Origin of the sequence: Pseudonocardia nigra, from assembly GCF_019396355.1 — a bacterium.
Lineage (GTDB): Bacteria > Actinomycetota > Actinomycetes > Mycobacteriales > Pseudonocardiaceae > Pseudonocardia > Pseudonocardia nigra.
On record NZ_JAHKRK010000036.1, the window covers coordinates 1 to 23,416 of the forward strand.

Annotated in this window: 16 protein-coding genes; 9 read left to right on the plus strand and 7 right to left on the minus strand. The window is 72.4% G+C overall.

The genetic code is table 11. The features are described from left to right. Positions 1–131: 131 nt before the first annotated feature. The 6 genes from KME75_RS11960 to glyA are packed head-to-tail and all read right to left on the minus strand — an operon-like array spanning position 132 to position 8,970. Positions 132–2,597, minus strand: coding sequence for a GcvT family protein (locus KME75_RS11960; RefSeq protein ID WP_219414681.1), 2,466 nt, complete (start codon positions 2,595–2,597; stop codon positions 132–134). Beyond that, positions 2,597–3,226 carry a sarcosine oxidase subunit gamma gene (locus KME75_RS11965; RefSeq protein ID WP_219414682.1) on the minus strand — a complete coding sequence of 210 codons (630 nt, stop codon included), beginning with the start codon at positions 3,224–3,226 and terminating at the stop codon, positions 2,597–2,599. Before KME75_RS11965 ends, KME75_RS11960 begins: the two co-directional genes overlap by 1 nt. Further along, positions 3,216–6,104, minus strand: a complete 2,889-nt coding sequence (locus KME75_RS11970; protein ID WP_219414683.1) for a 2Fe-2S iron-sulfur cluster-binding protein — start codon at positions 6,102–6,104, stop codon at positions 3,216–3,218. Before KME75_RS11970 ends, KME75_RS11965 begins: the two co-directional genes overlap by 11 nt. Further along, entirely contained in the window at positions 6,101–6,379 is a 279-nt protein-coding gene (locus KME75_RS11975) for a sarcosine oxidase subunit delta (protein ID WP_219414684.1), read from the minus strand. Before KME75_RS11975 ends, KME75_RS11970 begins: the two co-directional genes overlap by 4 nt. 9 nt (positions 6,380–6,388) lie before the next feature. After that, positions 6,389–7,645 carry a sarcosine oxidase subunit beta family protein gene (locus tag KME75_RS11980; protein WP_219414685.1) on the minus strand — a complete coding sequence of 419 codons (1,257 nt, stop codon included), beginning with the start codon at positions 7,643–7,645 and terminating at the stop codon, positions 6,389–6,391. After that, on the minus strand, positions 7,642–8,970 hold the full coding sequence (gene glyA, locus KME75_RS11985; RefSeq protein WP_219414686.1) for a serine hydroxymethyltransferase: 1,329 nt from the start codon (positions 8,968–8,970) through the stop codon (positions 7,642–7,644). Before glyA ends, KME75_RS11980 begins: the two co-directional genes overlap by 4 nt. 122 nt (positions 8,971–9,092) lie before the next feature. On the opposite strand from glyA, the gene KME75_RS11990 reads away from it, so the two are divergent. Next, a complete protein-coding gene (locus tag KME75_RS11990; protein WP_219414687.1) occupies positions 9,093–9,755 on the plus strand; it encodes a GntR family transcriptional regulator in 663 nt (220 codons plus the stop codon). 1,735 nt (positions 9,756–11,490) lie between these two features. On the opposite strand, the gene KME75_RS11995 is transcribed toward KME75_RS11990, so the two are convergent. Continuing rightward, entirely contained in the window at positions 11,491–12,252 is a 762-nt protein-coding gene (locus KME75_RS11995) for an IclR family transcriptional regulator (RefSeq protein WP_219414714.1), read from the minus strand. Positions 12,253–12,420: 168 nt separating this feature from the next. Here KME75_RS11995 and KME75_RS12000 point away from each other — a divergent pair, with 168 nt between their 5' ends. The 8 genes from KME75_RS12000 to KME75_RS12035 all read left to right on the plus strand — a co-directional run bounded on the left by KME75_RS12000 (position 12,421) and on the right by KME75_RS12035 (position 23,397). After that, the gene (locus tag KME75_RS12000) at positions 12,421–12,741 is read left to right on the plus strand and encodes a bifunctional 3-phenylpropionate/cinnamic acid dioxygenase ferredoxin subunit (RefSeq protein ID WP_219414688.1); all 321 of its coding nucleotides are present in this window, start codon (positions 12,421–12,423) and stop codon (positions 12,739–12,741) included. Then, positions 12,741–13,928, plus strand: coding sequence for an NAD(P)/FAD-dependent oxidoreductase (locus KME75_RS12005; RefSeq protein ID WP_219414689.1), 1,188 nt, complete (start codon positions 12,741–12,743; stop codon positions 13,926–13,928). The genes KME75_RS12000 and KME75_RS12005 overlap by 1 nt, the downstream gene beginning before the upstream one ends. A 37-nt stretch (positions 13,929–13,965) precedes the next feature. After that, positions 13,966–15,090: an aromatic ring-hydroxylating oxygenase subunit alpha gene (locus tag KME75_RS12010; RefSeq protein WP_219414690.1), complete on the plus strand. Its 1,125-nt coding sequence runs from the start codon at positions 13,966–13,968 to the stop codon at positions 15,088–15,090. 116 nt (positions 15,091–15,206) lie between these two features. Further along, on the plus strand, positions 15,207–16,292 hold the full coding sequence (locus tag KME75_RS12015) for an S-(hydroxymethyl)mycothiol dehydrogenase (protein WP_219414691.1): 1,086 nt from the start codon (positions 15,207–15,209) through the stop codon (positions 16,290–16,292). Further along, a complete protein-coding gene (locus KME75_RS12020; RefSeq protein WP_219414692.1) occupies positions 16,292–16,903 on the plus strand; it encodes an MBL fold metallo-hydrolase in 612 nt (203 codons plus the stop codon). Before KME75_RS12015 ends, KME75_RS12020 begins: the two co-directional genes overlap by 1 nt. Positions 16,904–16,943: 40 nt before the next feature. Continuing rightward, the gene (gene fdhF / locus KME75_RS12025; RefSeq protein ID WP_219414693.1) at positions 16,944–19,805 is read left to right on the plus strand and encodes a formate dehydrogenase subunit alpha; all 2,862 of its coding nucleotides are present in this window, start codon (positions 16,944–16,946) and stop codon (positions 19,803–19,805) included. Beyond that, positions 19,802–21,568: an NAD(P)H-dependent oxidoreductase subunit E gene (locus tag KME75_RS12030; protein WP_219414694.1), complete on the plus strand. Its 1,767-nt coding sequence runs from the start codon at positions 19,802–19,804 to the stop codon at positions 21,566–21,568. Before fdhF ends, KME75_RS12030 begins: the two co-directional genes overlap by 4 nt. 98 nt (positions 21,569–21,666) lie before the next feature. After that, entirely contained in the window at positions 21,667–23,397 is a 1,731-nt protein-coding gene (locus tag KME75_RS12035) for a BCCT family transporter (protein ID WP_308282716.1), read from the plus strand. Positions 23,398–23,416: the final 19 nt, after the last annotated feature.

Here is a 23,416-nt window from a genome sequence, read left to right on the forward strand (position 1 = left end):
GGAGGAAGCTCTGGATGGAGTGGTTGCGCACGGCGGCGCCCTTCGTCGTCGTCCCAGTGGTGGTCGTCGCGGGGGACGGCGCCCGGCCGGGTGGCCGGGCGCCGGGTCGGAGCCGGATCAGCACGCGATCCTCAACGGCGGATCCGGGCCATCTCCGGGTCCACCAGTGGCTCGGCGGCCACCGTGGCCGGGATGCGGCGGCCGAAGTACTCGATCTCGACCGCGGTGCCCGGGGTCGCGCTCGCGGGCAGCCAGGCGTAGGCGATGGGCGCTCCGACGGTGTGCCCGAACGCCGCACTCGTCACGTAGCCCGCCGGGCGGCCGTCGAGGTACACCGGCTCGTGGCCGAGCACCACGCTGCGCCGGTCGTCCACGACGAGGCACGCCAGCCGGCGGGTGACCGTGTCGGCGCTGACGCCGGCGAGCGCGTCCCGGCCGACGAAGTCGCCCTTCTGCGGCCGCACCGCGAACCCGAGGCCCGCCTCGTACGGGTTGTGCTCGGTGGTCATGTCGTGGCCCCAGGCGCGGTAGCCCTTCTCCAGCCGCAGGCTGTTGAACGCGGCCCGGCCGGCGGCGATGACACCCAGGTCCTGCCCGGCCTCCCAGAGCACGTCCCACAGCCGCAGCCCGTACTCGCCGCTGGTGTAGATCTCCCAGCCGAGCTCGCCGACGTAGGACAGCCGCATCGCGGTGACCGGGATGCCGCCGATCCGCGCCGGCATGGCCCGGAAGTACTTGAGGCCCTCGTTCGAGAAGTCCTCTCGCGACAGCGGCTGGACGAGGTCGCGGGCCAGCGGCCCCCACACCCCGATGCAGCAGGTGGCGCCGGTGATGTCGCGGACCTGGACGCTGCCGTCGGCAGGCAGTTGCCGGCGGAGGTAGTCGAGGTCGAGGTTGCCGTTGGCGCCCACCTGGAACCGGTCCGCGCCCAGCCGGGCCACGGTGAGGTCGCTGCGGACGCCGCCCGCCTCGTCGAGCGCGAGGGTGTAGGTGACCGACCCGACGGACTTGTCCATCTTCCCGGTGGTGAGCCGCTCCAGCAGTGCCAGCGCGCCCGGGCCGGTGACCTCGAGCCGCTTGAGCGGGGTCATGTCGTACATCGCCACGCCCTCGCGGGTGCGCCACGCCTCGGCGGCGGCGATGGGGGAGTGAAACTGCGCCGACCAGGCGTCGCGCTCCGGCGGCACCCACGCCTCGGGCAGCTGCGCCACCAGCGGGGCGTTCGCCTCGTACCAGTGCGGTCGCTCCCAGCCCGCGGCCTCCAGGAACACCGCCCCCAGCTCCTTCTGCCGGGCGTGGAACGGGCTGACCCGCAGGTTCCGCGGCGACTCCTTCGGCTGCAGCGGGTGCAGCACGTCGTAGATCTCCACGAAGTTCTGCTGGGAGGTCTCGCTGACGTAGTCCTCGCCGAGCTGGACCTCCTCGAAGCGGTGCACGTCGCAGCCGTGCAGGTCGACCTCGCTGCGGCCGTCCACCAGCAGCTGCGCGACGGTCCTGGCCACGCCGGCGGAGTGGGTGACCCAGACCGCCTCGGCGATCCAGAACCCCGATACCTCCGGCGACTCGCCGATCAGCGGGCCGCCGTCCGGGGTGAACGAGAAGATCCCGTTGAAGCCCTCCTCGACCTTGGCCGAGCGCAGGGCGGGCAGCAGCGCGGCGCTCTGCTCCCAGGACGGGGCGAAGTCCTCCTCGGTGAACGGCAGCATCGACGGCATCGCGGACGCGGTGATCTCCCCGTCCTCGTCGAGCTCGGAGAGGCGCACCGGCATGGGCCGGTGGGCGTAGCTGCCGATCCCGAGCCGGTCGACGTGCTCGCGGAAGTACAGGTCCTGGTCCTGGTGACGCAGGATCGGCAGGCCCGCCTCCATGCGCTCGTCGCCCCGGCCGACGAGCTCGGCGATCTGCCCGGTCTTCACGTACTGGTGGGCCAGCGGCAGCAGCGGCACGGTCATGCCCACCATGGCGCCCACGGCCTGGCCCCAGAACCCGGCGCAGCACACCACGATGTCGGCCGGGAGCACACCGTCGGCCGTGCGCACGCCGGTGACGCGCCCGCCCGACTGCTCGATGCCGGTGACGCGGGTCGACCCCTGGAACACCGCACCGCGGGCCTGCGCCCGCCGTGTGAGGGCCGCGACCACCCGCGGGGCCTTCGCGAGGCCGTCGGTGGGGATGTGGAAGCCGCCGAGCACGCGGTCGCGGTCGAGCAGCGGGTGCAGGCGGAGGCACTCGTCGGTGTCGACGATGTGGCTCTCGATGCCCCACGACGTCGCCCAGCCGTGCCTGCGCTGCAGGTCGGCCATCCGCTCCGGGGTGGTGGCGACCTCCAGCCCGCCGACCTGGTTGAAGCACCAGGCCCCGTCGAGGTCGAGGCCGGAGAACTTCTCGACGGTGTAGCGCGCGAGCTCCGTCATCGTCTTCGACGCGTTCGTCTGGAACACCAGGCCGGGCGCGTGCGAGCTGGACCCGCCGGTGAGGGGCAGGGGGCCCTGGTCGACGACGGTGACCTGGTCCCACCCGCGGGCGGTCAGCTCGTCGGCCAGGTTCGTCCCCACGATCCCGGCTCCGATGATCACGACACGTGGCGAACTGGGCATCAGGCTCCCCTCCCGGGGTCGGTCGTGCTGGTGTCGGTGCAGTACTCGGTGGCGGCGTCCAGCAGCCAGGCGGCCAGGTAGCGGGCGAACGACGAGCGGACGAGCACCTGGTAGTGCGTGCCGGTGTCGTCGAGGGCGAGCAGGACGACGCCGGCCAGACCGAGGGTCGTCTGGGCGGCGGAGCCCGGGCCGAACACGCGGGGGTGCAGGTCGAGCGCGCAGCCGGTGGCGAGCACGTCGCGGACGTGGGCGCCGCGCAGCGACAGGGTGGTGCGCTGCGCCGACACGTCGATCACGACGCCGGCATCCCCCACGGTCCCGCGCAACCCGGCGTCGAGATCCTCGGGCGTGGCGAACGGGCTGGTGACGAGCCACTCGTGAGGGCCCAGCCAGATCACCGACGCCGTGTCGCCGCGCACCCAGGTGTTCGGCGTGGTCGGCAGCGCGACGCCCAGGTGGGCGGCGACCGCCCCAGAGACAGCCCCAGCGGCCGGCCCCACCGGGTCGAGGCGCAGGTCGGCCATCGCGACGAACGGCTCCGCGACGACCTGCACGCCGTCGGGCAGGGCCGCGAAGCGCTCCGACCACCCGTGCAGGGGACTGGTTCGGGCCAGCGTCTCAGCCGTCACGGCGGGCTCCTTCCGGGTCGACGAGGACGGATCCGGTGACCTCCACGGGCACCAGTGCACCGCCCAGCGGGACGTGCAGGGTCTCCCCGATGCGGCTGCGGCCGGCCTTGACCAGCGCGAGGGCGAACGGGCGGCCCAGCTCAGCGCTGCGGTAGCTGGACGTGACGTGGCCGAGCATGGGCACCGGGGGCTCGGGCAGGGTGTCGAACTCGACGATCTGCGCGCCCTCGGGCAGCACGGTCTGCCGGTCCAGCGGCAGCAGCCCGACCAGCTGCTTGCGCAGCGGGTTCTGGTTCTCCTGCCGGCGATGAGACCGCTTGCCGATGAAGTCGGGCTTCTTCTTCGAGACCGCCCAGGCCATCCCGAGGTCGTGCGGGGTGACGGTGCCGTCGGTGTCCTGCCCGATGATCGGGTAGCCCTTCTCGGCGCGCAGCACGTGCATCGTCTCGGTGCCGTAGGGGGTGATCCCGTAGGGCTGCCCGGCCTCGACGAGCCGCTCCCACACGGCGGCGGCGTACCAGGAGCTGACGTTGACCTCGTAGGCGAGCTCGCCGGAGAAGCTCACCCGCGCGATCCGGACGGGCACTCCGTCGAGGTGGGTGTCGCGCCAGGCCATGAAGCCGAATGCGTCGTTCGAGGCGTCCACCTCGGGGAAGACGGCGGCGATCACGTCCCGGGAGCGCGGCCCGACCACGGGGAACGTGGCCCACTGCTCGGTGACCGAGGTGAGGTGCACCCGCAGGTCCGGCCACTCGGTCTGGACCCACTCCTCCATCCAGTCCAGCACCTTCGCCGCGCCACCGGTGGTGGTGTAGACGAGGAAGCGGTCCTCGGCAGCACGCAGCACGGTGCCGTCGTCGATGACCATGCCGTCGACGCCGCACATGACGCCGTAGCGGACCATCCCGACCTTCAGGCTGCTCATCAGGTTCGTGTAGATGCGATCGAGCAGCACCGCGGCGTCCGGGCCCTGGACGTCGATCTTGCCCAGGGTGGAGCCGTCGAGGATGCCGACGCCGCTGCGGGCCGCGGCGCACTCGCGCAGGACGGCTGCCTCCATGTCCTCGCCGGGCTGCGGGTAGTACCGCGGCCGCTTCCACTGCCCGACGTCCTCGAAGACCGCACCCTGCGCCACATGCCAGTCGTGCAGGGCGGTGATGCGCTCGGGGTCGAACAGCGCGCCGCGGTGGCGCCCGGCCAGCGCGGCGAACGCCACCGGCGTGTAGGGCGGGCGGAACGTGGTGGTGCCCAGCGCCTCGATCGGCGCGCCCAGCAGCTCGGCGGTGATCCCGGATGCGATGACGCCCGAGGTCTTGCCCTGGTCGTGGGCGGTGCCGATGGTCGTGTAGCGCTTGACGTGCTCCACCGAGCGCATCCCGGCGCCGACGGCGCGGGCGATGTCGGCCACCGTGGCGTCGCGCTGCAGGTCGACGAACTGCGTGGCGGTGTCGCCGTCGGGCACCCGCCACAGCACCAGCGACGGCGTGCGCTCGGGGGCGGGCTCCGGCGTCGGAAGGCGTCCGCCCTCGGCACCCGCGGCCCGCTGCCCGTCGCGCAGGCAGCCCGCCAGGTCGAACACCCCGTTCGCGGAGCCGGCGACGGTGACCCCGGGCAGCTCCTCACCGGGCACGAACGCGCCGAGGGTGGCGTCGTAGCGCAGCTTCCCGCGGGCCTGGCTGAACAGGTGCACTGCCGGGTTCCAGCCGCCGCTGACCAGCAGCAGGTCGCAGGCGATCGCCTCGTCGCCGACGAGGGCGTGGGTGATCCGGTCGCCGCCACGGGTGCCGGTGACGACCTGCCCGGCGCGCGCCGGGATACCGCGGCGCTCGCACTCCGCGCGCCAGTGCGCCGGGGCCTGTGGGGGACGGCAGCCGGCGGAGCCGGCGGGGTGGGTAAGCGCAGCGCGGGCGTCGACGACCGCGTGCACCCGGGCGCCGGCGTCGGCGAGGTCGACCGCCGCGGCGTAGGCGCTGTCGTCGGTGGTGAACACGACCGCGTCGCGCCCGGCCAGCACGCCGTAGCGGTGCAGGAACGTGCGGGCACCGGACGCCAGCATGATCCCGGGGCGGTCGTTGTCGGAGAAGACCACCGGCCGTTCGTGGGCGCCGGTCGCGACCAGCACCTGCTGGGCGCGGATCCGCCAGACCCGCTGCCGCGAGACGCTCCGCGGGGCCGCGGTATCTCCACCGAGGAGCCCCCGCCTGGCGGCGTCGGCTCCTCGGACACGCGCTGGGCCGAGGTGGTCCGTGCGGCGCTCCAGCGCGAGCACGAACCCGTCGTCGTAGTGCCCGAAGGCCGTGGTCCGCTGCAGGTGCAGCACCTCCGGGAAGCTCGCCAGCTCGGCGACGGCCGCCGCCACCCAGTCCAGCGCCGGGGCGCCGTCGAGGGTCTCGGTGGTGCCGAGCAGGCTCCCGCCCGCCTCGGACTGCTCGTCGACGAGCACCACCCGGGCGCCGGCGCGGGCCGCGGTGAGCGCCGCGACCAGGCCGGCCGGGCCGGCCCCGACGACGAGCAGGTCGGCGTGGGCGTGCTTCGCGTCGTAGCGGGCGGAGTCGGGCACGTCGGCGAGCCGGCCCTGGCCGGGGATGCCGCGGGCCGCGAGCCCGTCGGTGAGCTCGATCGTGGTGGCGAGCAGCATCGGCTCGGGGAAGGGCTCCTCGACCTGCACCAGGCCGCTCGGGTCCTCCGCCCACGCCGCGGCGATGCCACGGGGGCGGCCGAGCGCGATGCTCGTGGTGACCTGGTGGTGACCGTTCGCGAGCAGCGCCGACGCGAGCGTGTCGCCGGGGTGGCCGGTGAGGCGCTGCCCGTCGAACGTGAACTCGCAGGTGGTGCTGCGGTCGATCCGGCCACCGGTGGGAAGGCGGAACTCGGTCATGAGATCACCGGCCGGGGCTCGTCGAGGCGGTAGACGCCGTGGAAGCGGTAGGTGGCGGTGTCACGCACGGCGTTGAACCAGCGGCGGCAGCCCGCGGCATGGCTCCAACGCTCGGCGAACGGGCCCTTGGGGTTGTCGCGGTAGAACACGAAGTGGGCCCACTCCTCGTCCGAGAGCGCCTGCGGGTCCTCGGGGTAGGCCACGTGGGCCTGTCCGCCGTAGTGGAACTCGACTTCCTCGCGCGGCCCGCACCACGGGCATTCGATGAGTTGCACGGGTTTCTCCTAGTGGGCCACGGCGGCGGCGCCGTGCTCGTCGACCAGCGCACCGGTGACGAATCGGTCCAGGCTGAACGGCGCGATGAGGGGATGTGGCTCGTCGTGGGCGATCGTGTGGGCCAGGCTCCAGCCCAGCCCGGGGGTGGCCTTGAACCCGCCGGTGCCCCAGCCGCAGTTGAGGTAGACGTTCTCGTAGGGGGTGCGCCCGACGATCGGGGACGCGTCCGGGCAGGTGTCGACGATCCCGCCCCAGGTGCGCAGCAGGTGCGCCCGGGCGAACACCGGGAACAGCTCCACCGCCGCGGCCATTTGGCGCTCGATGATGTGGAACGCGCCCCGCTGGCCGTAGCCGTTGTAGGAGTCGATGCCGGCGCCCATCACCAGCTCGCCCTTGTGCGCCTGCGAGACGTAGACGTGGATGGCGTTGGACATGACGACGGTGGGGTGCACCGGCTCGAGCAGCTCCGACACCAGCGCCTGCAGCGGGTGGCTCTGGATCGGCACCCGGAAGCCGAGCATGTCGGTGAGCACCGAGGTGTGGCCCGCCGCGCAGAGCGCGACCTGTCCGGCCGCGATGTCGCCGCGCGTGGTGCGCACGCCGGTGACCCGGTTGCCGTCGGTGGTGAAGCCGGTGACCTCGCAGTCCTGGATGAGGTCGATCCCGGCCTCGTCGGCCCGGCGGGCGAAGCCCCAGGCGACGTAGTCGTGCTTCGCGATGCCGGCGCGGGGCTGGTAGGTGGCGCCCAGGACCGGGTAGCGGATCTCCTGCGAGGTGTTGACGATCGGGCAGACCTTCTTGACCTCGTCGGGCGTGAGCCACTCGGCGTCGACGCCGTTGAGCGCATTGGCCTCGACGCGCCGGACGCTGTCGCGCACGTCCTGCAGGCTGTGCGCGAGGTTGAGCACGCCGCGCTGGCTGAACAGGATCGGGTAGCCGAGGTCGTCGTCGAGGCCCTCCCACAGCTTGAGGGCGTGCTCGTAGATGCCTGCGCTCTCGTCCCAAAGGTAGTTCGAGCGGATGATCGTGGTGTTGCGGGCCATGTTGCCGCCCGCGAGCCAGCCCTTCTCCAGCACGGCCACATTGGTGATGCCGTGGTTCTTCGCCAGGTAGTGCGCGGTGGCGAGGCCGTGCCCGCCGGCGCCGACGATCACCACGTCGTAGGACTTCTTGGGCTCGGGGTTGCGCCACAGGAAGTCGGGGTGGTCCGGCAGGTGCGCGCCGGGACGGGCGGGGTCGAGCCCTGGGTCGATCACAGGGGTCATGCCTGGGCCTCCTCGAGCGCCGGGTAGAGGGGGTGGCGCGCGGCCAGTTCGGTCACGCGCTCGCGCAGCGCCCCGATGGCCGCCTCGTCGGTGGACGGGCGCAGCGCGACCGCGATGATGTCGGCGACCTCGGCGAAGTCGTCGGCACCGAACCCGCGGGCGGCCAGGGCGGGCGTGCCGATCCGGACGCCGGAGCTGACCATCGGCGGCCGCGGGTCGAACGGCACCGCGTTGCGGTTGACCGTGATCCCCGCGGCGTGCAGCCGGTCCTCGGCCTGCTTGCCGTCGAGCTCGGAGTCACGCAGGTCGACGAGCACCAGGTGGACGTCGGTGCCGCCGCTGACGACGTTGATCCCCGCGGCGCGGGAGTCCTCGGCGAGCAGCCGGTCGGCGAGCAGCTGTGCGCCCAGCAGCGTGCGCTCCTGCCGGTCCCGGAACGCCTCGCCCGCGGCCAGCTTGAACGACACCGCCTTCGCGGCGATCACGTGCTCGAGCGGGCCGCCCTGCTGGCCGGGGAACACCGCCGAGTTGAGCTTCTTGCGCAGGGCCGGGTCGTCCTCGGCCGAGAGGATCACGCCGCCGCGCGGGCCGCCGAGCGTCTTGTGGGTGGTGCTCGTGACGACGTGCGCGTGCGGCACCGGCGAGGGGTGCAGCCCGGCCGCGACGAGCCCGGCGAAGTGCGCCATGTCGACCATCAGGTAGGCGCCGACCTCGTCGGCGATGCGCCGGAACTCGGCGAAGTCGAGGTGGCGGGGGTAGGCCGACCAGCCGGCGACGATGACCTTCGGGCGGCGCTCCTTGGCCAGCCGCTCGACCTCGGCCATGTCGACGCGGTGGTCGTCCTCGCGGACGTGGTAGGCGGCGACGTCGTAGAGCAGGCCCGAGAAGTTGAGCCGCATCCCGTGGGTCAGGTGCCCGCCGTGGGCGAGGTCGAGGCCCAGGATCGTGTCGCCGGGCTGCAGGAGCGCCGCCATCGCCGCGGCGTTGGCCTGCGCGCCCGAGTGCGGCTGGACGTTCGCGAACGTGGCGCCGAACAGCTCCTTGAGCCGGTCGATGGCGAGCTGCTCGACGACGTCGACGTGCTCGCACCCGCCGTAGTACCGGCGGCCGGGGTAGCCCTCGGCGTACTTGTTGGTGAGCACCGAGCCCTGCGCCTGCATCACCGCCAGCGGGGCGAAGTTCTCGCTGGCGATCATCTCCAGCGTCGACTCCTGGCGCGCCAGCTCCGCCGAGATCGCCGCGTGGACCTCGGGGTCGGTGTCGGCGAGGCCCCGGTTCAGCACGCCGTCGGAGGCCGCCCGGCTCACGTCCTGCGTCTGCAGCATCTGGCCACCTATCTGTCGTACCAACTGCGGATTGACTGATATATCAATGTGCGGTGTACGGTAGGCGAGTAGTCGGACAGACGTCAAGGGTGCACGGTGGAGGCGAAGCGATGAGTGAGGCGATGAGTGTTGCGTCGGAGTTGTCCGGAGCGCCGCTGTCCCTCGCCGACCGCGCGTACGAGGGGATCCGGGACCGGCTGGTCATGCTCGACATCCGCCCGGGCGAGCCGCTGAACGACGACGCGCTGGCCCAGGAGCTCGGCACCGGCCGCACGCCCGTGCGGGAGGCGCTGAAGCGGCTGGAGGGCGACCGGCTCGTCGTCGCCTATCCGCGCCGCGGCACGTTCGCGACCGCGGTCGACATCACCGACCTCGCCCACATCTCCGAGATCCGCGTGGAGCTGGAGCCGCTCGCCGCCAGCAGGGCGGCGCGCACGGCGTCGGACGCGACCCGGGCCCAGCTCGCCGAGCTCGCCGTCGACATCACCGGCCTCGACGCCGTGGTCGGCGACCGGCGCGACCTGCTGCGCCGGGACGTGGAGGTCCACCGGCACATCTACCGCGCCGCCGGCAATCCCCACCTGGAGGACATCCTCGTCCGGCAGGACAACCTCGCCACCCGGATCTGGTGCCTGTTCCTGGACCGGCTGCCGGCGATCGCCGGGCACGTGGGGGAGCACGCCGCCCTCCTCGAGGCCATCGTCGAGGGGGAGGCCGAGAAGGCCGCCCGCCTGGCGCTGGAGCACGTGGTCGGCTTCGAACGCGCCGTCCGCGAGGTGCTCTGAGCTGTTGCGTATTACGCGAGCTGTGCCGTAATGCGAGAAAGTATATCGGTGGGGAGGGCCGGCGGCAAGTGCCCTGTCGGTGGGCCGGGCCGAACGGCCGGCAGGTGCGTTCCGCGGAACGCGCGGTCCGCGGGTGCCCGGCCGACCCGGGAGATCGCCGCGAGACAGCACCTTCCGTAGTCCGCACGACGGAAAGGGCGCTCTGGCGGCGATCTTCGCCGTCGTGATCGCCGCGAGCGCGCACCTGTCGCGGAACGAGCGACGACAACCGCGCTCTCGCAGCGATCACCGCCGCCCGGTTCCGCGGAACCGGTGGACGGGCGCGGTTCCGCGGAACCTGACCGGGTCGGGGTCGAGCGGGGCTGGCCGTTGTCAGGTGGCGGTGCGTTCCGCGGAACGCGGCGGCGGGGCGAACGTGGCTGTTCCGCGGGGCCGCTCGGCCGGGTCGGAGCGCGGGCCCTCTCGTGCGTGGCCACCTCGGTGTGGGTGTGTGCGTTCCGCGGAACGCCCGCCCGCGCACACCCGGCCGACCCCGAGATCGCCGCGAGGTGGCACCTTTCGCAGTCCGCAGGACGACAGCGCTGCTTTGACGGCGATCTTCGCCGTCATGATCGCCGTGAGCGCGGACCTGTCGCGGAACCAGCGACGACAACCGCGCTCTCGCAGCGATCACTGCCGCCCCGGTTCCACGGAACCTGACCGGTGCGGGGCCGAGCGGCGCCACTTGCCGGGTTTGCGGTGCGTTCCGCGGAACGCGGCGGCGGGATAGTTCTGCTCGGCGCGGCGAGCTGGGTCTGGCGGGGGTCGCGCACGTGGGCTGCCGCGGTTCGGTCGCCCCGGCCGGGCGGGGCCTGTCGTGCGCGGCCACTCCGATCTGGACGGGTGCGTTCCGCGGAACGCTCGGCCCGCGGGTACCCGGCCGACCCGGGAGATCGCCGCGAGACAGCACCTTCCGTAGTCGGCACGACGGCAAGGGCGCTCTGGCGGCGATCTTCGCTGTCATGATCGCCGCGAGCGTGCACCTTTCGCGGAACGGGTGACGATGACGCCGCTCTCGCAGCGATCATTGCCCCCGGTTCCGCCGAACTGGTGGGCGGGGCGGGTCCGCGGAACGCGCTGCCCGCGGGTATCCGGCCGACCTCGTGATCGCCGCGAGACGGCACCGTTCGTAGTTCGCACGACGACAACGCTGCTGTGGCAGCGATCTTCGCCGTCGTGATCGCCGCGAGCGCGCACCTTTCACGGAACGAGTGAGGATGACGGCGCTCTCGCAGCGATCACTGCCGCCCGGGTTCTGCCGAACCGGTGGGGGGTGCGGTTCCGCGGAACGCCCGGCCGCGGGTACCCCGACCGGCCCCGAGATCGCCGCGAGACGGCACCTTTGGCAGTCCGCACGACGGCAAGGGCGCTCTGGCGGCGATCTTCGCTGTCATGATCGCCGCGAGCGCGCACCTTTCGCGGAACGAGTGACGATGACGCGCTCTCGCGGCGATCACTGCCGCCCGGGTTCCGCCGAACCGGTGGGCGGGTGCGGTTCCGCGGAACGCCCCGCCCGCGGGTGTCCGGCCGGCCCCGAGATCGCCGCGAGACGGCACCTTTCGTAGTTCGCACGACGACAACGCTGCTGTGACGGCGATCTTCGCTGTCATGATCGCCGCGAGCGCGCACCTTTCGCGGTACGAGTGACGACGACGGCGCTCTCGCGGCGATCACTGCCGCCGGGGCGCCGCTCGCGCTACCGCTGCGCCGGGCCGAACCAGCCCAGTCGGGTGCTGATCTCGCGGGCCCCGTCCATCAGGCGGTCGGCCACCTCGGGGAAGGACTCGACCGTGAGCCGGTAGGAGGGGCCGGAGACGCCGACGGAGGCGACGACGTCGCCCGCGGCGTTGCGGACGGGGGCGGCGAGCGCGTTGAGGCCCACCTCGAACTCCTCGACGGTCGAGGCCCAGCCCTGTTCGCGGACCCTGGTCAGTTCCGCTTTGAGCGCGGAGTTGTCGGTGATCGTGCGCGGGGTGTAGCGCTCCAGGGTGGAGGCGAGCACTTCCTTCGTCTCGGCGCGGTCGCTCCAGGTCAGCAGCACCTTGCCGCTCGCGGTGGCGTGCAGGGGGGTGCGCTGGCCGATCCAGTTGCGTCCGGTGATGGCCGAGCTGCCGTACTCCTGGAGGATGTTGGTGGCCTCGCCGGTGTCGATGATGGCGAGGTTGACCGTCTCGCCCAGTTCGACGGCGAGGCGTTTGCACACCGGCCGGCTCTCGGTGGGGAGTTCGAGCTGCGCCGTGGTGGCGCCCGCGAGCCGGAGGATGCCGCGTCCGAGGTGGTACTTGCCGCGCTCCTCGACCTGTTCGACCAGGTCGCCGTTCTCCAGGGCCATGATGAGGCGGAACGCGGTCGACTTGTGCACGCCGAGCTCCGTGGCCACCTCGGTCACCCCGACGCCGTCGCGGCCCCGTTCGGCCAGCAGGTACAGGATCGCGATGGCTCGGTCCACCGACTGCACCTGGGAGGGGCCGGCGTCCCTGCCGTTGCGTACTGAACCGGTTGTCACGGTGCGACTCTACGTGCCCGATTTGCCCGGGCGCCCCGAGAGGGCTTGACGACGTCCCCGATCCACCCCCATGCTGTTCCTGATAACGCCGGTTGTTGCGGTATCCGGAACGGAGGCCTCATGATCCTCGTTGGTCGGCTGGACGACATCCCCCTCGGCGAGGCCGTGCGGATCGACGGTGACGTGCCGGTCGCCGTGTTCAACGTGGACGGCCGGCTGTTCGCGATCGACGACACGTGCACCCACCAGGACGCCTCGCTCGCCGACGGCTGGCTCGAGGGCTGCATGGTCGAGTGCCCCCTGCACGCCTCCTGCTTCGACCTACGCACGGGGATGCCGTCCGGGCCGCCGGCCAGGACGCCCGTGCGCACCCACGAGGTGGTCGTCGACGACGGGCTCGTGTACGTCCGCGTCACGGCGGCGGTCGGGGCGGGGGTCTGATGCGGACGGTCGCGGTCGTCGGGGGCTCGCTCGCCGGTCTGAGCGCCGCGCGCGCCCTGCGGGAGCAGGAGTTCGACGGGCGGGTCGTCGTGGTGGGGGCGGAGGACCGGCTCCCCTACGACCGCCCGCCGCTGTCGAAGGACTTCCTGGCCGGCAAGGTCGGTGTCGACGACCTCGCGCTCACCACGGACGACGACGCGGACCTCGACCTGGACTGGCGCCTGGGCGACCCGGCGGCCGGGCTGGACCGCGGTCGCGGGGCGGTCGTGCTGGCCTCGGGCCAGGAGATCGCGGCCGACGGCGTCGTGCTCGCCACCGGGGCGCGGGCCAGGTCACTGCCCGGCGCGCAGCTCGGCGGCGTGCACACCCTGCGCACCGTGGAGGACGCCCTCGCGTTGCGCCGGGACCTGACGCCGGGCAGCAGGCTCGTCGTGATCGGCGGCGGCTTCATCGGTGGCGAGGTGGCCTCGACCGCCCGTGAGCTGGGCGTCGAGGTCACGATGATCGAGTCCAACCCGATCCCGCTCGGCCGGGTCCTGGGTGCCGAGATCGCGTCGGCCTGCGCCGGGCTGCACGGCGACAACGGCGTCCGGCTGATCGCCGGCACCGTCGTGACCGGGCTCGTCGGCGACGCCCGGGTGCGTGAGGTCCACCTGGCCGACGGACGGGTCGAGTCGGCCGACGCGGTCGTGGTCGGCATCGGAGCGCTCCCGAACGTGGAGTGGCTCGCGGGCTCGGGCGTCGACCACGACCACCGCGGTGTGTGGACCGACGCCCGCGGTGCGACGAACGTCCCGCAGGTCGTGGCGGCGGGGGACTGCACGTTCTCCCACTGCGCCTTCGCCGGCACGGCGCTGCGCCAGGAGCACTGGACGCACGCGCTGCAGCAGCCCGCCGCCGCGGTCACGACCCTGCTCGGGCGGACCACGGTCGACGCCGCCCGGCCGCCCGCCCCGTACTTCTGGTCGGACCAGTACGGGGCGCGACTGCAGTTCGCCGGGCACCGGCTGCCCGGCGACGCGGTCGAGGTCGTCGAGGGCGACCTCGAGTCCCGCCGGTTCGTGGCCGGCTACCGGCGTGACGGCGAGCTCGTCGCGGTCTTCGCGATGAACCAGCCGAAGCTCTTCGGCAAGTGGCGCCGGCAGCTCGTGCCCCGGCACGCCACCACCGTCGCCGAACTCACCTGAACCCCACCTGTATCTCCGTAGCACGAAGAGGTGTTGTGTGTCTGCCCCGACCGAACTGTCGCCGAGCCTGATCTCCACCCTGCCCGGGCACTCCTACACGGATCCCGTGATCTTCGCCGAGGAGCAGGAGAAGATCTTCGAGGCCCGCTGGTTCGCCGCCGCCCGCAGCGCGGAGATCGACGGCACGGGCGCGTTCCGCACCGTCGACGTGGGCCGGGAGAACGTGGTCCTGGTCCGCGGCCGGGACGGGCAGCTGCGGGCGTTTCTCAACGTGTGCCGCCACCGCGGTGCGCGGGTGTGCATGGAGCAGTCCGGGGTGGCGAAGCGCAACCTGCAGTGCGGCTACCACGCCTGGACCTACGGGCTGGACGGCAAGCTGGTCGCGGCGCCGAACCTGACCAAGATGCCCGACATCGACCGCACCGAGTTCGGGTTGGTGCCGGTGCACCTGCGGGAGTGGCTGGGCTATGCGTGGGTGTGTGTGGCCGATGAGCCGCCCTCGTTCGAGGAGACCGTGATCGGGGCGGTCGCCGAACGGCTCGGCGGGGCGGATGTGATCGACGGGTGGGACATCGACAACCTGGTGGTGGGTCGGCGGATCCGCTACGAGGTGACGGCGAACTGGAAGTTGATCATCGAGAACTTCATGGAGTGCTACCACTGCGCGACGATCCACCCGGAGCTGACGGAGGTGTTGCCGGAGTTCGCCGACGGGTACGCGGCGCAGTACTTCGTGGGGCACGGGGCGGCGTTCGCCGAGGAGGCCAAGGGCTTCACGGTCGACGGCAGCGAGGGGCTGACGGCGATCCCGGGGGTGGACGAGTCGCACGACCGGAAGTACTACGCGATCACGGTGAACCCGCAGGTGTTCATCAACCTGGTGCCGGATCACGTGATCTTCCATCGGATGTACCCGGTGGCGGCGGACCGCACGGTGGTGGAGTGCGACTGGCTGTATCTGCCCGAGGTGGTGGAGGGCGGGAAGGATCTGGACCGGTCGGTGGAGTTGTTCCACCGGGTCAACCAGCAGGACTTCGACGCCTGCGAGCGCTGCCAGCTCGCGGCCACCTCCAAGGCTTACGCCGAGGGTGGGGTGCTGGTCCCGAGTGAGCACCACATCGGCGCCTTCCACACCTGGGTCACCGAGCAGCTCGCCCAGTGAGCGAGCGCCAGCGAGCGAATCATCGACACAGCGCCCGCGCGCAGCGCCGCCCGAGCGCCAGCGAGGGCGAGCGGTGAGCGACACCCCTACCAGCTCGAGAACGGGAGCGATTCGTCATGCATGAGGTCCGTGGCGTCGTGGCCGCGAAGGTCGGCGCGCCGGTGTCGGTGGAGACCGTGCTGGTGCCCGACCCGGGTCCGGGTGAGGCGCTGGTCGCGGTCCAGGCCTGCGGGGTCTGCCACACCGACCTGCACTACCGGGAAGGCGGGATCTCCGACGACTTCCCGTTCCTGCTCGGCCACGAGGCGGCCGGGGTGGTGGAGGCCGTCGGCGAGGGCGTCACCGACGTGGCTCCCGGCGACTTCGTGATCCTCAACTGGCGTGCCGTGTGCGGCCAGTGCCGGGCGTGTCGGCGCGGCCGCCCGCAGTACTGCTTCAGCACCCATAACGCCGCCCAGCCGATGACGTTGCTGGACGGCACGCCGCTGTCGCCCGCCCTGGGGATCGGCGCGTTCGTCGAGAAGACGCTGGTGCACGCCGGGCAGTGCACCAAGGTGGACCCGGAGGCCTCGCCCGCCGCCGTCGGCCTCCTCGGCTGCGGTGTCATGGCCGGCCTCGGCGCCGCGATCAACACCGGTGGCGTGACGCGCGGGGACTCGGTCGCCGTGATCCGGTGCGGCGGGGTCGGGGACGCGGCCGTCGCGGGTGCTGCGCTGGCCGGCGCCACCACGATCATCGCGGTCGATGTTGACGACCGGAAGCTGGAGTGGGCCCGCCGGTTCGGGGCCACGCACACCGTCAACAGCCGCAGCGGCGACGCGGTCGAGGCGGTCCGGGAGCTCACCGGCGGGTTCGGGGCTGATGTCGTGATCGACGCGGTGGGCCGGCCGGAGACCTGGAAGCAGGCCTTCTACGCCCGCGACCTGGCCGCCACCGTGGTGCTGGTCGGGGTCCCCACGCCGGACATGCAGATGCCCGAGATCCCGCTCATCGACGTGTTCGGCCGCGGCGGGGCGCTGAAGTCGTCCTGGTACGGAGACTGCCTGCCGTCGCGGGACTTCCCGATGCTCGTGGACCTGTACAAGCAGGGGCGCTTCGACCTCGACGCGTTCGTCACCGAGACCATCGCTCTCGACGGCGTCGAGGACGCCTTCGAGAAGATGCACCACGGTGACGTCCTCCGCTCGGTCGTGGTGTTCTGATGCAGTTCCGGGCCGACAACGTCGTCACCCGCGGGACGTTCTCGCTGGACGGGCAGACCTTCGAGGTCGAGAACAACGTGTGGGTCCTCGGTGACGACGCCGAGGTCGTCGTGATCGACGCCCCGCACGACATCGCCCCGGTCCTGGAGGTCGTGGGCGACCGGCGGGTGACGGCGATCCTCGCGACCCACGCCCACGACGACCACGTGCGGCTCGCGCCGGCGTTGGCCGACGCCACCGGAGCCCCGATCCGGCTACACCCGGCCGACGCGCGGGTGTGGGAGCTGACCCATCCCGACCGCACCCCGGACGCTCCGCTGGCCGACGGCGACCGGATCCGGGTGGGCGACGGGGTGCTCGAGGTGCTCCACACCCCGGGTCACACGCCGGGCGCGGTGAGCCTGCACGCCGCGGGCAGCGGGGTCGTCTACACCGGCGACACCCTGTTCCACGGCGGGCCGGGCGCCACCGGCCGGTCGTTCTCCGACCACGACACGATCCTCGCGTCGATCCGGCAGCGGCTGTTCGTGCTGCCCGACGATACGGTCGTGCACCCCGGGCACGGCGGTTCCACGACCGTCGGCGCCGAGCGGAGCGAACTCCAGCGCTGAGGCCGATCGTCCCGTCCCCACAGCCCGAGAAAGGTCGTCGATGACCGCCGTCCAGGAGCCGCCCACCGCGGTCCGCACCGTCACCGCCGTGATCGACGGGCACGAGGTCGAGGTCGCGGAGGGCACGACGATCTACGACGCGGCGCGGCAGGTGGGCGTCGAGATCCCGGTGCTGTGCCACGACGAGCGCTTCGACCCCGTCGGTGTCTGCCGGATGTGCGTGGTGGACACCGGCGGGCGCGCGTTCGCCGCGGCGTGCGTGCGACCGTGCGAGGACGGCATGCAGGTGCGCACCAGCACGCCGGAGGTCGAGCGCAGCCGGAAGGTGCTCACCGAGCTGCTGATGTCCGACCAGCCCGCGCCCGAGGTCGACCGGAAGCAGACGACCACGCGCGACAACCTGCTGTTCGACCTCGCCGACGGGCTGGGCGTGAACAACGGCGGGGACGGCACGGCGCTGCCGCAGGGCTCGGGCCGTGGGTTCGACCTGTCCAACCCGGTGATCGCGGTCGACCACGACGCCTGCATCCTCTGCGACCGCTGCGTGCGCGCGTGCGACGACATCCAGGGCAACGACGTGATCGGCCGCTCCGGGAAGGGCTACGCCACGCGCATCGCGTTCGACCTGGACGACCCGATGGGCAGCTCGTCCTGCGTGACGTGCGGGGAGTGCGTCGCGGCGTGCCCCACGGGGGCGTTGACGAACAAGCCGATCAACGGGATCCCGATCCGGCCGCGTGCGGAGCTGGAGCAGGTGCACTCGGTCTGCCCGTACTGCGGGGTGGGGTGCGCGCTGACCTTCAACGTGGACCGGGAGCGGGGCGCGATCGCCTTCGCCGAGGGGCGCGACCAGCCCGGCTCCCAGGGGCGGCTGTGCGTCAAGGGGCGCTACGGCTGGGACTACGCGGCCTCCCCGCAGCGGCTCACGACCCCACTGATCCGGGTGGACGCGGCCTACCCCAAGGGCCCGCTGTCGACCGAGGTCCGCGGCGAGCGGGGCGGCCGGAAGAAGCGCAAGCCGGGTGGACTGGTCGACTACGACGAGGTCCTGCCGCACTTCCGGGAGGCCACCTGGGACGAGGCGCTCGACCTCGTCGCCCGCCGGCTCGGGGAGATCCACGCGAGCGGCGGGCCGGCCGCCATCGCCGGGTTCGGGTCGGCCAAGTGCTCCAACGAGGAGGCCTACCTCTTCCAGAAGCTGATCCGCACGCGCTTCCGCACCAACAACATCGACCACTGCACGCGCCTGTGCCACGCGTCGTCGGTGGCGGCGCTGTTCGAGGGCGTCGGCTCCGGCGCGGTGTCCACGACCTACGGCGACGTGGCCAACGCCGACGTCGTGATCATCACCGGCTCGAACCCGACGGCCAACCACCCGGTGGCGTCCTCGTTCTTCAAGCAGGCCCGCCGGCGGGGGACGCGGATCATCTACATCGACCCGCGGGCCAACACCGTCTCCGAGCACGCCGACGTGTTCTGCCAGCTCAAGCCCGGCACCGACGTCGCGTTCTACAACGGCGTGATGCACGAGGTGATCCGGCTCGGGCTGATCGACCGGGAGTTCATCGCGAACCGGACGTCGAACTACGACGAGCTGGCCCGCACCGTGGCGGACTACCCGCCCGAGCGCGCTGCGCAGATCACCGGCGTGCCCGCCGAGAAGATCACCGAGGTGGCGCGGCTCTGGGGCGGGGCGACCGCCGGGGTCATCTACTGGGGGATGGGCATCTCCCAGCACACCACCGGCACCGACAACGCCCGCTGCCTCATCGCGATGTGCGCGATCACGGGCAACGTGGGCAGGCCCGGGTCGGGGCTGCACCCGCTGCGCGGGCAGAACAACGTGCAGGGTGCCTCGGACGTCGGGCTGATCCCGATGTTCTACCCCGACTACCAGAGGGCCGACGACCCCGCGGTCCGGGAGCGGTTCGAGCAGGCGTGGGGCGTGGGTGGGCTCGACCCGGCGCGGGGCCTGACCGTCACCGAGATCATCGCCTCGATCCTCGACGGCGGCGTGCGCGGGATGTACATGCTCGGCGAGAACCCGTTCCTGTCCGACCCGAACATCACCAAGGTCCGCAAGGCGCTCGGCGAGCTCGAGTTCCTCGTGGTGCAGGACATCTTCCTCACCGAGACCGCCGAGCTCGCCGACGTGATCCTCCCGGCGTCGTCCTACCTGGAGAAGGACGGCACCTACACCAACACTGACCGGCGCGTGCAGCGCGGCCGCACCGTGCTGCCGCCGCCCGGGCAGGCGCGCGTCGACTGGGAGATCGTGCAGGACCTCGCGCAGCGGCTCGGGCTGGACTGGCACTACGCCGACCCGAGCGAGGTGTTCGACGAGATGGTCGCGCTGATGCCCAGCTACGCCAACCTCTCCTACGCCAACCTCGGCCTGTCCGGGAAGCTCTACCCGAACGACGACCCGGAGCACTCCGACGGCACCGTGGTGATGTTCGACGAGCGGTTCAACACCGACGACGGCCTCGCGCACCTCGTCCCGGCCGAGTGGCTGCCGGCGAAGGAGCTACCCGACGCGGAGTTCCCGCTGGTGCTCAACACCGGCCGGTTGCTCGAGCACTGGCACACCGGGTCGATGACGCGCCGCTCCTACGCCCTCGACGCCATCTCCCCGGAGGCCGAGGTCTACCTGCACCCGAAGGACGCCGCCGACCGCGGCGTGCAGCACGGGGAGATGGTGCGCGTGCGCTCCCGGCGCGGGGAGATCGAGCTGCGGGTGCGGGTCTCGCCCCGCGAGGCGGTGGGCAACTGCTTCATCGCGTTCCACTTCCGAGAGGCGGCGGCGAACCTGCTCACCATCGACGCGGTCGACCCCCACGGGAAGATCCCCGAGTTCAAGTTCTGCGCCGTGCAGGTCGAGGGCATGGGGGCGCAGCGGTGACCGCGGCGGCGAAGGTGCCCGGCGTCGAGGCCCGCGCCGGGAAGTTCCCCGGGCCCTCGCTGATCCCGGCGCTCACCGAGATCCAGTCCCGGCTGGGCTGGCTGCCCCGGGAGGAGCTGGAGGAGCTCGCCCGGCGAACGCGCAGGCCGCGGTACGAGATCGAGGGCCTGGTCTCGTTCTACCCGCACTTCCGCACCACCCCGCCCGCCCCGGTGGCGCTGCACGTCTGCCACGACCTGCCGTGCGTCCTGCGCAGCGGGCAGGAGCGGCTCGCCGCGCTGCGGGAGCGCTACGGCGACGACGCCGACGTCGAGCTGGTGGAGGTCTCCTGCCTCGGCCGCTGCGACGTCGCCCCGGCCGTGGCCGTGAACGAGCGGCCCGCGCCGGTCGCCGACGCGGACGCGCTGGTGACGGCCGCGCGAACCGGTGATGTCGGCGAGGCGCATGCGCAGCGGCGCGCTCAGCCGTGGCCGAACGACCCCTACCCGGCCGGGTCGGGGGTCGAGCAGCGCTACGCCACCCTGCGGACACTGCTCGCCGGTGCGCTCGACCCCGAGGACGTCATCGCGGCGCTCACCGGCTCCGGGCTGCGCGGGATGGGCGGCGCGGGCTTCCCCACCGGGCAGAAGTGGGGCCTGGTGCGGAAGGCCGACAGCCCCGTCAAGTACGCGATCTGCAACGCCGACGAGTCCGAGCCCGGCACGTTCAAGGACCGGCAGATCCTCGCCGACCAGCCGCACCTGGTGCTGGAGGGCCTGCTGCTCGGCATGGCCGTGGTCGGGGCCGAGCAGGGGTGGGTGTTCCTGCGCCACGAGTACGGCCCCGAGGAGCACGTGCTGCGGGCCGAGATCGACGCGCTGCGCGCCGCGGGGGTGATCGGCGCGGACGCGTGCGGCAGCGGGCGCCGGCTGGAGCTGGACCTGTTCGTCTCCCCGGGCGGCTACATCCTCGGTGAGGAGACGGCGCTGCTGGAGTGCATGGAGGGCCACCGCGGCGAGCCGCGCAACAAGCCCCCGTTCCCCGGCGGCTACGGCCTGCACGGGCGCCCCACGCTGATCAACTCGGTGGAGACGTTCGCCGACGTGCCCGTGATCGTGCAGCGTGGCGCGCAGTGGTGGCGCGACCAGGGCGCGGGGGAGTCGGTCGGCTGGAAGTTCTTCGCCGTGTCCGGGCACGTCGAGCGGCCCGGGGTGTACTGCGTGCCGATGGGCAGCACCGTCCGCTCGTTGATCGACATGGCGGGCGCGGTGAGCGGCGGCCGCGCGGTGGGCGCGGTGCAGCCCGGCGGGGCCTCGTCGAACTTCATCGGGCCCGACCAGCTGGACCTGCAGCTCGACTTCGGCACCGCCGCCGCGGCCGGCACGATGCTCGGTTCCGGGGCGATCGTCGTGCTCGCCGAGGGCACCGACCTGCTCGCCGCGGCCACGAACGTGCTCCGATTCTTCCGCAACGAGTCCTGCGGCAAGTGCGTGCCCTGCCGCGTCGGCTCCACCAAGGCCCACGAGCTCCTCGAGGGCCGCAGCGCGATCGACGAGGCCGAGCGCGCCCGGATCGTGGAGCTCGAGGAGGCCATGCGCCGCACCTCGATCTGCGGCCTCGGCCAGGTGGCGCTCGGTCCCGTCGTCAGCGTGCTCGGATTGCAGCGCGGCGGCGCCGTCGCGCGACCCCAGCCGCGACCCGACGGCTCGCCGCCCTCCAGCGACCAGGTGTCCCGGCATCTCGCCGGTGATCAGCTCGATCCCACCGCCGCCCGCCCTCAGTGAGGAGGAAGGCCCCGCCGACACGACGGGGCCGACGCGATATGGCAGTTCAGATACCGTCCGATCCGCCCGACATCCCGACCGCAGGTGGTCGGGCAGCCGTGGACCGATGGGTCTTCGGGTCCTCGGCCGTGCTGGTCGTGGCGTTCATCGCCTGGGGTGTCCTGCACACCGAGTCGCTCGGCACGGTGACGTCCGCCGTGCTGAGCGGTGTCGTGCAGGGCGGCGGGTGGGCCTTCGTGCTCGCGGCCAGCGGCTTCGTCGTGTTCGCGCTGTGGCTGGCGGCGAGCCGCTACGGGAAGATCCCGCTGGGCCGCGACGGCGAGGGGCCGGAGTTCCGCACGGTCTCCTGGATCGCGATGATGTTCAGTGCCGGGATGGGCATCGGGCTGATGTTCTACGGCGTCGCCGAGCCGCTCGCCCACTTCTCCTCGCCACCCCCGGGCACCGCGGCCGCGGGCTCCGACCAAGCGCTCGACGTCGCGATGGCGACCACGCTGTTCCACTGGACGCTGCACCCGTGGGCGATCTACGCGGTCGTCGGGCTCGCCATCGCCTACAGCACGTTCCGCCGCGGCCGTCGCTCGCTGTTCAGCTCGGCCTTCGAGCCGCTGCTGGGCAAGCGGCACGCCGAGGGCCCGCTCGGCCGGGCCATCGACGTCATGGCGATCTTCGCCACCCTCTTCGGGTCGGCGGCGTCGCTGGGCCTCGGCGCCCTGCAGATCGGCGGGGGTCTCCAGGCGGGCGGCTTCATGGCCAGTGCACCCACCGCGTTGCTCGTGGTCGTCATCGTCGTTCTGACCATCGCGTTCGTGGCGTCCGCGGTGAGCGGCGTCGCCAAGGGCATCCAGTGGCTGTCGAACATCAACATGGTGCTCGCCGCGGTGCTGGCGGTCTTCGTGTTCGTGGCCGGACCGACGATCTTCATCCTCAACCTGCTGCCCACCGCGATCGGTGACTACTTCGGCAACCTCGCGCAGATGGCCGCCCGCACCGCCGCCACCGGCGGGGACGCGACCGACACGTGGCTGTCCGGGTGGACGGTCTTCTACTGGGCCTGGTGGATCTCCTGGACCCCGTTCGTCGGGATGTTCATCGCCCGGATCAGCCGCGGGCGCACGATCAAGCAGTTCGTCGCGGGCGTCATCCTCGTGCCGAGCGCCGTCAGCCTCGTCTGGTTCGCGATCTTCGGCGGCGCCGCGATGAGCCTCCAGCGGGCCGGGACCGACCTGGCGTCGGCGTCGACGGAGGGCCAGCTGTTCGGGGTGCTCCAGGCGTACCCGCTCGGTGCCGCGCTCGGCGTCGTCGCGATGGCCCTGGTCGCGATCTTCTTCGTGTCCGGGGCGGACGCCGCGTCGGTCGTGATGGGCACGCTGTCCGAGCGCGGCTCGATCCACCCCTCCCGCGGGGTGGTCGTGTTCTGGGGTGTGGTGATGGGCGGGATCGCCGCGGTCATGCTGCTCGTGGGCGGCGACGACGGGCTCACCGGCATCCAGAACCTCACCATCATCATGGGAGCGCCGTTCGGGCTGGTCATGGTCCTGCTGTGCGTGGCGCTGACGAGGGACCTGCGCCACGATCCCCTGGTGCGCAGGGACGACCGGTCGCAGCGGGCCGTGGAGCAGGCCGTCGACTACGGTCTCGAGACCTACGGCGACCGGTTCGTCCTCAACGTCAAGCCGACGGCACCGGAGGTGCCGCCACGGGTGCAGGTGGAGCCGGCCGGAAACGGCACCAACGGCAACGGCAGGCACCACGACGGGCAGGATGTCGTCGGCGCGGTGCAGGGCCTCGACCCGGACCACACGAGACGGACCGACCTGTCCCGGTGACCGTGCAGGCCCCGGCCGG

Excerpts from the sequence above, each read along its gene's own strand:
- KME75_RS11960 (WP_219414681.1), bottom strand. The coding sequence starts at position 2,597 with ATGCCCAGTTCGCCACGTGTCGTGATCATCGGAGCCGGGATCGTGGGG.
- KME75_RS11970 (WP_219414683.1), bottom strand. The coding sequence starts at position 6,104 with ATGACCGAGTTCCGCCTTCCCACCGGTGGCCGGATCGACCGCAGCACC.
- KME75_RS11980 (WP_219414685.1), bottom strand. The coding sequence starts at position 7,645 with ATGACCCCTGTGATCGACCCAGGGCTCGACCCCGCCCGTCCCGGCGCG.
- glyA (WP_219414686.1), bottom strand. The coding sequence starts at position 8,970 with ATGCTGCAGACGCAGGACGTGAGCCGGGCGGCCTCCGACGGCGTGCTG.
- KME75_RS11990 (WP_219414687.1), top strand. The coding sequence starts at position 9,093 with ATGAGTGTTGCGTCGGAGTTGTCCGGAGCGCCGCTGTCCCTCGCCGAC.
- KME75_RS12000 (WP_219414688.1), top strand. The coding sequence starts at position 12,421 with ATGATCCTCGTTGGTCGGCTGGACGACATCCCCCTCGGCGAGGCCGTG.
- KME75_RS12005 (WP_219414689.1), top strand. The coding sequence starts at position 12,741 with ATGCGGACGGTCGCGGTCGTCGGGGGCTCGCTCGCCGGTCTGAGCGCC.
- KME75_RS12015 (WP_219414691.1), top strand. The coding sequence starts at position 15,207 with ATGCATGAGGTCCGTGGCGTCGTGGCCGCGAAGGTCGGCGCGCCGGTG.
- KME75_RS12020 (WP_219414692.1), top strand. The coding sequence starts at position 16,292 with ATGCAGTTCCGGGCCGACAACGTCGTCACCCGCGGGACGTTCTCGCTG.
- fdhF (WP_219414693.1), top strand. The coding sequence starts at position 16,944 with ATGACCGCCGTCCAGGAGCCGCCCACCGCGGTCCGCACCGTCACCGCC.